This window comes from Candidatus Bathyarchaeia archaeon, from assembly GCA_035935655.1.
Taxonomy (GTDB): domain Archaea; phylum Thermoproteota; class Bathyarchaeia; order 40CM-2-53-6; family 40CM-2-53-6; genus 40CM-2-53-6.
In genome coordinates this window covers 1-6405 of sequence record DASYWW010000034.1, presented here as the reverse complement: position 1 = coordinate 6405, position 6405 = coordinate 1, and the positions used below count along the sequence as shown (strand labels likewise).

6 protein-coding genes are annotated in these 6405 nt (G+C 53.0%); 3 read left to right on the top strand and 3 right to left on the bottom strand.

Annotated elements, in window-relative coordinates:
• Nucleotides 1–166: 166 nt before the first annotated feature.
• Entirely contained in the window at nt 167–619 is a 453-nt protein-coding gene (locus tag VGS11_05240; GenBank protein HEV2119491.1) for a hypothetical protein, read from the top strand.
• Between the two features lie 370 nt (nt 620–989).
• Here VGS11_05240 and VGS11_05235 read toward each other — a convergent pair whose 3' ends face one another.
• On the bottom strand, nt 990–2069 hold the full coding sequence (locus VGS11_05235; protein ID HEV2119490.1) for a hypothetical protein: 1080 nt from the start codon (nt 2067–2069) through the stop codon (nt 990–992).
• A 307-nt stretch (nt 2070–2376) separates the two neighbouring features.
• On the opposite strand from VGS11_05235, the gene VGS11_05230 reads away from it, so the two are divergent.
• A complete protein-coding gene (locus VGS11_05230; GenBank protein ID HEV2119489.1) occupies nt 2377–3288 on the top strand; it encodes a type II CAAX endopeptidase family protein in 912 nt (303 codons plus the stop codon).
• A 175-nt stretch (nt 3289–3463) separates the two neighbouring features.
• Nucleotides 3464–4201: a metallophosphoesterase family protein gene (locus VGS11_05225; protein HEV2119488.1), complete on the top strand. Its 738-nt coding sequence runs from the start codon at nt 3464–3466 to the stop codon at nt 4199–4201.
• Nucleotides 4202–4669: 468 nt separating this feature from the next.
• On the opposite strand, the gene VGS11_05220 is transcribed toward VGS11_05225, so the two are convergent.
• Together VGS11_05220 and VGS11_05215 are read right to left on the bottom strand one after the other, a co-directional pair.
• Nucleotides 4670–5842, bottom strand: coding sequence for a hypothetical protein (locus tag VGS11_05220; protein HEV2119487.1), 1173 nt, complete (start codon nt 5840–5842; stop codon nt 4670–4672).
• Nucleotides 5843–5925: 83 nt separating this feature from the next.
• On the bottom strand, nt 5926–6405 hold a 480-nt coding region (locus VGS11_05215; protein HEV2119486.1), incomplete at its 5' end, for a hypothetical protein.

Genomic DNA, 6405 nt, shown 5'->3' with positions numbered 1-6405 from the left:
GAAGAGTTGCAGGGACGTACTCTGGCCTCAGGGCCTCACGATTGACGAATAGCGGCCTCCCTTCCTTGGCCCTGCGGAAGATCTCGTCTATTCCTGACAAACAAGAACAGTGGAAACATTGGTCTAGATAAGGTGTTACCGTGATTTAATCGGCCCTAGTATGAAGTTGACTTTGCTCAATGGACACAGCCATTCAATCACCTTCGCTGTAGTATTGCTCGTTGTTATCGTTTTGATCGGGATAGTAACTGTTCTAAGTTCGAAACTGACTATGCAAGGTTGCGTCCAACAAAGCCCGGGTTGCCCAATAGGTATTGTATCAGCTCAAACAGCGGCCGTTCCTCCTCCGGCTGGTCCTGCAATACGAGTCACAGTGAGAAATGTGGGCAACGCGGCCGTTGACACTCTTACGTTGGTTCTCAAGGTTCACTTGACGCATATCCTAGCGTTTGAGAACATTACAGCATCGACTCCCCTAACCCCAGGGAGCACGACTTCAGAATCGTTTGTTCTCATCGGCGACGGGTATGTTTCGAACTCCACGTTTCAGGTAGTGATTTCTGGATCCCTGAAGGATGGTTCGCAATTCAATTACACAGAACATATGACGCTGTCGTAAACCAGGCCGCATACTTGGTCGTGCTTACCAAGGTTCGAAGGTTAACTGATTTTGAATAACTGAAATCGCTCGTCCGCCCGGAGCGATTGAATCGCCCCCCGCCGCAACCCCATGATTTCGTAAGGAGTTATGCGCTGTTGGCTAAGGATATCCACGGCATCATGATACATTGTTGATGAAAAGGGGGAACTACTGACGTCGTCAAGCTTGCAGACTGAGCATGAGCGTCGACTTCAAAATCCGTGTCGGACTGCTGCTCGTCTCGCTGGCCATATCTGCGTTCGCAGCCTTGGCTATGACCCACGGCCTGTATGTTGGGTTCCTGGACGGGATCGGCGGGTCGGGCCCCCACTAGACGGGCGGCCCTTCCCTATTTTTCGACTAAAGCCGCCGCTTTGCTCAAAGCAGCTTCCATTGTCCCGACGTCGAATTTCCATTCATTTTCGTCGAACATATGGTGAGGGATTGTGTAAAGATAGGCCTCGTTGGGTTTTATGAAATCAGTTTCGAGGTTTCCGTCTAACTCACCCACTTCGTCGTTCAGGTAGCTGAAGGCGGGTATCAGGTCATAGACTGGAACATGTAACGTGGCGATGTACGTGCCATCCTTGAGGAGGGCTTCGGCCCACAGATACGGAATTTTGCTGACTGCCCGCTGGACCCGCGCATATTCGCCCTGGCTCAGATTTCTGAAAGCCAATCTGGTCGTGTCGACCGAATGGACAAGCCTCTTCTCGATGTCCTTGGTCCACCTGACGAAGAAGGAAGGCACCATCTTTTCCTTCATCACGTGGGACCGGTAATGGTACTCGAGAGTCTTCCCGTGAACCTTCTGTTTTCTGGCGATGCCTACGGTGTGCTGCATGGCGTCTTTCTGGAGCTCCTTGATCAGAAGAAGGTCATAGTAGTCCGGGGAGGCTTCTGAGGCCTGCCTCTCAACCTGTAAGGGACTCCGACCTTGGCTTGCAACCTTGTTCCATTCGACCTCCCATCTGCCTGAGCGGAAGTTGAAGAACCGTGGATTCATTGGTGGGTGCCTGCTGACGAGGGCCTCGTCCAAAGAAAAGCCGGTCAGAATCTTGTTATCGACAAGGTGTGAAAGGAGGATTCGGAATTCTTCCGTCGTTCCGGCTGGGAGGCTGAACACGGCAAGGAAGCGCCCCTGTGGGAGGACCTTGGTGTAGTAGGTCAGGTAGCTCACTCGGTTCATGGTATCTAGGAGTTTGGTCGCCGAGCTGTAGTAGGGCCTCGAAAAGTGCAGGGTTGCCCAATGCTGGGCGAGTCCAATCTTTCGATGATCCACCTCTGCATGAAATCTGAACCCGAGTCTGGCCAGTCTCTTCTTGATCTGATATCGGACCGTCTCCTGATGGGCGCCAGTCAGACGTGAAATCTCAGCGATGTTCCTTGGACCTACGGAACCTACCGCCGTGATAATCCGCGCTTCCAATTCAGGGAACTCGGCTTTGAAAGATTGGACTGATTTCGTGCGCGCCAAGCGTTTCGTGTTAGTAAAATCGAGTAATTAAGCATGCCATGTTTCGATTCCGGTGAAAACTTGGGGGTATTGTACCTCTTCGTCGGATGAAGAGGGATAGGTTTGCAGGCACTACGTGGGGCCGCCATTCGATTTTTCGCTGAATTGTCAGCGATAGACAGGCGTGTCATCAGCAATCTGAATATAACCACCTGATTTTTTCATTGTTGGCTTGAAGGAAGACGTGCATGGATAACGACCCGGAGGAAGAGAATCACACTTGGATGAAACAATCCCCAATTCTGGAAGACCATTAGATCGTCATCCGACAGCAGCAATACTGAGCCTGAAATCCCGTTCCGAATCATTCCTCCTCTTCTTGCTTTGCGGTCTCTCTATTATGGCAACTGTGCTGTTCATCAAAGATCCCCTCATCTCAGCAGGAGGCCAAGTCATTCTTGCAGCGCTCTTTCTCCTAACTTCTGTGCTCATCAAAAGAAGCCAAAGGCTCGAGGGATATTGGGAGGTGTTCTTCGCCTTCTTCGTGTTCACAAGCGTCATCGTCGTCAGAAACTTTGCGATAAGTCCAAGCTTTGACAGCCAGTATGGCTCTTCGGTTAGTGGCCAAATCCTGATTCAGCTGGTCGATACACTCTCTGTAATCGCTCCCATCATAGCACTGACCAAGTTATCAGGACAGAGCCTGTCGTCGATTTACCTGAAGAGAGGGAATCTGAAGCTCGGTATCACCTTAGGTCTTGCCATTTTCTTTGCTTTCTACCTCGCTACTCTGGGCGGGTTCCAGCTGATTTTTGGCAATTCCCGGGGAGGGCTCACACTTGCGAAGCTTCTTTCCCTGACCCCCGCCCTTCTTGCCCTTGTCCTCCTGAACGGGCCGAGGGAAGAGCTTTGGTTTCGAGGTCTCTTTCTGAAGAAGTATGAGCCATTGCTCGGAAGGCGAGTGTCAAACCTTCTTCAGGCGCCAATCTTCGCCCTCGCTCATTACAACCATGAATATGCGCAGTTCGGATTCGTATTTCTCGTTTCGTTCGTGACGGCCACATTCCTGTTGGGATTTGGGCTAGGATACCTAATGCAGAAGACGGATGGCTTGTTGGGACCCGCCCTTGCCCACGCTGGGGCTGATGTGGGCGTCTACCTCGCAATCATCCTCCCTCTATCATCTTCCTAAGTCCGCAAGTCCAACTATTCGGGATATTCAAGTGGCCAGGGCTTCTTGGGTTCCCGCTGATTGGTATTTGTGATTCGTTAGAGCGTGCATCTCATCCGACGAAGAGGCAACATTACCAAACTTGGTCTGGGCTACCTTAAATTCCAACGGAACCAATCGGCGTCGCGCCTCCAGCTTGAAAGTTGCCGTTTTTTCAGACATCCATGGAAACTGCGTTGCGTTCGACAGTGTTCTCTGGGATATCGAGAAGGAGTCTGTTGACGGGATGGTATGCCTAGGCGATGCGATTCAAGGAGGAGCCCAGCCGGTCGAGGTCGTTTCGCGCCTGCGAAAACTGGATGTCCCAACTGTCATGGGAAACGCAGACTACTGGCTAATCACCGGGGCGGCCAATACTGCAAAGGAGCCTGTTTCGAGCGCTCAATTGGAGGTGAGAGCTTGGTCGCTTTCAAAACTGAACAAAGAGGACCTTGATTTCATCGGACAGTTCAAACCAGTCGTAACATTGCCATTCGGCGACGACGGTCTGGTTTGTTTCCATGGGTCCCCAACTTCCTTCGACGAACAAATCTGGCCCACTACCCCCGAAGAGGAATTCTTGCGTTTGGTTGGAGGCCATGGAAACTCCGTTCTCTGCGGAGGTCACGTCCATCTGCAGTACATGCGTAGGCTCAAAGACTCGTTCTTCTTCAATCCCGGCAGCGTGGGGTTTTCGTGGAATCATGCGCAGACTGGAGACGAACTAGTTGCCGACAACTGGGCCGAATATGCCATTGTCACTTCGAATGGGAAGTCTTCGAACCTAGAGTTCCGCAAAGTTCCGTTTGACGCCGAGGAGTGGATACGAGTGACAGCCGACAGCGGGAAACCTCATGCAGACCGCGTATCGCGGGAATATTCAGCAAGAACCTGATTAGAATCTACAGAACAGTAATCAGGCAGACGGGGAAGAACAAGTGGGTTATCTATGCTCACTGAGGCGTAAATAGGACGAGTATATCCTCAGAGATATGAGGCGAAGAACGGTTGCAGTCGCAGCAATCTTGGTCATAGCCTTCTCCGTGGCTTTGTTTCTCGTCCCAGCAATCCCCGTCACGGAGCACTTCCCCCCAGCCCAAGGACCTGGTCCTGGTGGAGGGGTATCAGTATCATTCACATACTATGAATCAGTTTCCGTATATTACTGGAAAGTGGGTTCGGTCTTTGTTGATGGGTGTGTTACAGGGGCGGCATACCGATTAGTTGATTTTAGAATGGTAGTCTCTTTATGTTGAGACTTCAGACTGAGACAATCACCCACGAATAGACAAAGGGGTTGAATCACCCGTAGATTGGACAGAATCGCAGATAGGGTTAGTTCGGTCAAAATTGGGAGAGCCGCCTACCCCGTTGGGGTAGATGGCTTGCTTATGCGATGCCTTGCTACGACGATTGCCGTCCCCACGACCACGACAGCCAGAAGGGCGAATGCGATTGTTGCTGCGTCCACGCCGAAGAGCCCTGCTTGGCTACCTGATGGAGATGACACGCCGCTTGCCTGGAACGCTGGAATCTGAGATGGCAGATAGTTCTGGCTGGAGCCTTGAGCGACTAATGAAGGCATGCCGTTGGGCTGGTTAGCCACAGTAGCTGATGGTGCTCCGCCGACGTAGGCATCCTTCGATGCGACGCCCATGGGCATCACCCAGTAGTCGGGTTGCTGGTAGCGGAGTGTAAGGCTGATGCTGCTCTGCGGAGGCAGTAGGAGACCCGAGCCTGACAGGCCAACGTATGTTGGCTGCCAGTAGACGGTGACGTTGACCTTCTCGCCTCCAACGGTGGTCTGGATGGTTTTCTGACCCTCTGGAATTGGGATTGAGACCCACTTCCACGCAGTGACTACAGCCGGGGCTGAAGGCAGGACTAAGTGGGCGACACCGTTGCTGTCGGTCTGTGCGCCCATACGGATTGCTGAGTTCTGCCACCACCCGTAGTATTCGCCGACCACTGACGCGTAGACGGAAGCGTCTGCCGCGGCGGTCCCGTTGACGTAAGCCACCTTGACTGTGACATCAGTTGTTGGGAGCGCCGAGACATTCTTCATTTCGATGTTGACTGTCTGCGAGCTAGAGATGCTTGTGATGGCGTAGCCGTACTCTGATGATTGAGGGTAGCATGCGATGGGCATCACGGCTGACCCGGCTGACCCGTTGGACCGAATCGCGGGTGAAGCGCTTCCGGCCCCTTGGGTTGCACCCGCTGCCATAATCGGACATGGGTACTTCATCAGAGGGTTGAAGCTGGTGGAACTGACCGTGAATAGGTATCCGCCAGACGGCAACTCGAAGGCCGCCGCCGGGTAGGATGACTGATACGAAGCGATCAAGTTGCCAGTGAGGTTGTAGGCTGCGAACTGGAAGCCATTGGGAGGGCTGGAAGACGAGCTGACGAAGACTTGGACGTTGTTGAATGATGTGGCTGCCGTGGACTGCGCCAGGAAGGCGCCCCCAGCAAGGAGGATTGTCATGGATAGGAGCAAGGCCCTGGATTTGGCCTTGATTTCGTTGGTTGACATCTTTCTCGATGGGAGGTAGGTAGCATGTGGGATAGTCCTATTGTGCAGAACGGGCGTTCCACGGCCTAGAACAGCTTCGGAGCCTACTTGCCTACGATGATGACAAGCCACGTTGTTTGCGCTGTGCTCACGCTACAGCCGGCAGCGGTGAAGTACTGGGTAATGTTGACCCCGGGCCCGGGGACCTCGGAGACCGAGCAGGGAAATTTCACAAATTCGTAGGGCCCTGTTCCGACGTAGTACCCGAAGTGGGTGTAGCTCTTGTCCGTGAGCGCAGACCAATGGCCCGGAGCTGATCCTTGGAGAAAAGCCACGTATGAGGAGGGTGGGTCTTGTCCGGCTGGGTAAAGCAGAACCTCCACAATGGCAGGAGGAGTCCCGTTCCCAAAGAAGGAGGATGTGTCTCCTGAGAGCCCGTAGTCTGATATGTTCGGTTGATTTACTGCAGTATTGAAACGCAGGGCGGCGAACATGTCCAGCGTCGAGGACTCGGTCAGGGTTGAATTGCTCCGCGCGGAACTGACGAGGCTGATGAATTTCGCGACCCAGACCTGATCTATCGC